Genomic DNA, 3034 nt, shown 5'->3' on the forward strand with positions numbered 1-3034 from the left:
GTGGCAGCAGCTCAACAGAACAAAAACAACCTGTGGTCAAACAAAATCCAAAACTCCAAAAACAAGAAAGCAACAAAACCACAGCCGTTAAAACAGAAAATAAGAAAATTGAAAAACAGAGAAACCAGAAAAAGTAGAAAAGGCTGAGAAAGTAGAGAAAATAGAGAAACCAGTTAACATTAACAAAGAAAATAAAACCTAGACAACCAATTAAAATCCCTAAACGACAAACTGGCTAAATTGGAAAAATCAACCCTTGAAGCACAAAATCAAGCTTTAAAAGCACAAAATGATTTTAAACAAGCTATTGCATTAGCACAAACCCAGTCTAAAGATAAAGCTACTCAAGAGTTGCAAAGAGTAAAAGAAAGTTTAGCCAATGCAAAAGCGCAACTTCAACAGCTTAAGAATGAACGCAACGAGTTAAATGATCACCTTAATCAAGTTAACAATGAACTAAGAGAAACGCTTGATAAATTAGACAGCGCACAAATTCAGGCTAACGATGCTGAATATTATAAACAACGCTTTCAAGAAATTGGCGATCAATATGATGAATCCAACCGCAGAATTGATGAATTGAATGCAAAACTAGAAGAAGCTAATCAAAAACTTTATAACTATGATGAACTCGCGGGATTAGATAAATATTACGAATCTGATCGCTATAACCGTGAACGAGATCTCGAAAATAAAAAATGGCGGCTGAAAAAGAAGAAAAACGACTACAAAGAGCAAAAGAGAGAGAAAATGTTGTCAGTGATCGTGTAATCAGTTCTCTTTCAACTGAAGATGCTGACGAATTAGCTAAATTTATTGATATTTCAGCTGATGGCACACGATCAGATGATTACAACAAAAAGATTACATTAAATAGATTTGTTGACCCAGATGAACCCAAACTCACGGCTTACACATCATATAACTATAATTTAGAAGACGCGGGTATTTCTGTTCTGAAAAAAATTACTAAAAATGCTGAAGGTTACTCAGAAGATAGTAATAGTGATAATGATAATGTATTTGTTTTCTATGGTGGTAATCCAACTAAAGCCAGCCAACTCCCTGAACTACAAAAGACGGTTGGAACTGCCACCTATCAAGGAAAATTAACTTCTGACATGACAATTAATAACCACAATAGTTACGATAAAAAAGTTATACCTGTAGAAAGCCCAATTACCCTCACAGTGGATTTTAAAAATAAATCTATTGAAGGAATTGCTTCTCAGCCCTTATATCGGCCTGACTCTGGTTATGGTTATTATACTGATTATAATAAAATCAAACTTGAAAAAACCCGCATTGATACATTTAATGACGCATTAGAATTTAAAGGTAAAGCGAAACAACACATCTCGACTACTGAACCATGGTACTCTGAGGACAAAAAATTTGAAACTGATCGAACTGGGCAATATGAAGGAAAATTTATGGGGCCGCAGGCAGAACAAGTAGCTGGCGCTGTTTCTTTAGAAAAAGCTGCATTTAAGGGATCAACGACGGGGGTTGATCCACTCAACGCCGTTTTCGTAGCCGAGAAACAATAACCTAACTTTCCCACAAGCCACTGCTTTGCGGTGGCTTTTTTTGCGATGATGTGATGAAAAAATTATCTGTTTTAGCTTTTTTGCCGCTTTCGGCGCTGGCGGTGAGCCCAGCGTTTAAGCCGGAGGCGGTCACACAGGTGGCGAAGCCGGTGGCGCCGGAGCAGGCGGTGGTGCGTGAGCGTGCTGCGGGGCAGTTGGCGTTTTCACTCGATGAATTGGCGCACAATTTGCCGTTGTGTGAGCGGGTGTTGAATTTGGCGATTGCCCAGCGCCGTTATGATGTGGTCGAGCGGGTGCTGCCCGTTTACCGCACGTTTGCCGAGCATGACCCGATTTTGGTATTGTTTGCCCAAGGGGCGATGGCCAAATCCCGCGGGGAATTTGATGCGGCGGTGGCGAAATTTGAGGCCATTCTTGCACGTAATCCGCAGCTCAACCCTGTGCGCATTGAGCTGGCGACCGCACTTTTTGAAAGCCAGCAAAATCACACGGCGCGTGCCGCCTTTGAGCGTGCGCGAGAGTTTGATCCGCCTGCGGAAATTCACGCCTTGATTAACCACTATTTGCGTGCGCTGGATAACCGCGAGCGTTGGCAAATCAGCGCTAACGCCAATTATTTGCGCACCCACAATGTCAACAACACCAGCGATGCGCGGCGGATTGAAGACACGCCGTTTATCAAAAACGACGATATGCTGCCGCAATCGGCGCATGGGCTGGCCTATTCCCTCAACCTGGCCAAAGATTGGAACCTGCGCGGGCACCATTACCTCGCCTTTGAGAATAATCTGTTCGGCAAATATTATTGGGATAACAAAGACTACAACGACGTGCTCAACCGCACTTTGCTGGGGCTGGCGCACAAAAGTGCGGTGCAAACCGTGCGCGTGCTGCCTTTTGCGGAATGGCGCTGGGTGGCGGGCAGCCGTTATCAGCGCAGCTTGGGCGTGCGCGCGGAGTGGAACCGCTGGCTGACTGCGCGCTGGCAGCTCTCACTCGCGGCGGAGTACGCCAAAGCGCGCTATCGCGACAACCCTGAACTCAACGGCTTTAACCAGCTCGGCTCGGCCACACTGCTGTGGCTGGCAGGCACGAAAACCTACCTTTATACTGGCGTGGATTTCAACCGTGAAAAAACCGCCACGCGCCGCCTATCGAACGACACCAAAACGCTGCGCTTTGGCATCGGGCAAGAGTGGCCGTGGCAGGTGGCCACGCGCGTGGGGCTTTCTGCCGCCAAGCGCGATTACAAAGCGCCCGCCAAGCTCGGTGGCATTTTGCCACTTCGCAAAGTGCGGTCGGACACCATTTACAGCACAAACCTGATGCTGTGGAAACGCGATTGGCAGTGGCAGGGCTTCACCCCCAAGCTGCAGCTAAGTTGGAAAAAGCAACACAGCAATTTGCCAACGCTCTATTCCTACACCGAGAAAAACGTTAATTTAGTGATCACACGGGATTTCTAATCACAAAGTGCGGTTTAA

At 45.6% G+C, this 3034-nt stretch carries 3 protein-coding genes; all 3 read left to right on the forward strand.

The features are described 5' to 3' along the window. Positions 1 to 240: 240 nt before the first annotated feature. Genes HPC37_RS10665 through HPC37_RS10675 form a run of 3 tightly spaced genes read left to right on the forward strand, consistent with a single transcriptional unit; the run spans position 241 to position 3016 of the window. Positions 241 to 771 carry a hypothetical protein gene (locus HPC37_RS10665; protein ID WP_208123088.1) on the forward strand — a complete coding sequence of 177 codons (531 nt, stop codon included), beginning with the start codon at positions 241 to 243 and terminating at the stop codon, positions 769 to 771. Beyond that, complete coding sequence (locus HPC37_RS10670; protein WP_208123089.1) at positions 699 to 1550, forward strand: transferrin-binding protein-like solute binding protein; 852 nt, start codon at positions 699 to 701, stop codon at positions 1548 to 1550. The genes HPC37_RS10665 and HPC37_RS10670 overlap by 73 nt, the downstream gene beginning before the upstream one ends. 53 nt (positions 1551 to 1603) lie before the next feature. Continuing rightward, on the forward strand, positions 1604 to 3016 hold the full coding sequence (locus HPC37_RS10675) for a surface lipoprotein assembly modifier (protein ID WP_208123090.1): 1413 nt from the start codon (positions 1604 to 1606) through the stop codon (positions 3014 to 3016). The last annotated feature ends 18 nt before the right edge of the window (positions 3017 to 3034 follow it).

The organism is Spirabiliibacterium mucosae (assembly GCF_014884965.1).
Classification (GTDB): domain Bacteria; phylum Pseudomonadota; class Gammaproteobacteria; order Enterobacterales; family Pasteurellaceae; genus Spirabiliibacterium; species Spirabiliibacterium mucosae.

Excerpts from the sequence above, each read along its gene's own strand:
- HPC37_RS10670 (WP_208123089.1), top strand. The coding sequence starts at position 699 with ATGGCGGCTGAAAAAGAAGAAAAACGACTACAAAGAGCAAAAGAGAGA.
- HPC37_RS10675 (WP_208123090.1), top strand. The coding sequence starts at position 1,604 with ATGAAAAAATTATCTGTTTTAGCTTTTTTGCCGCTTTCGGCGCTGGCG.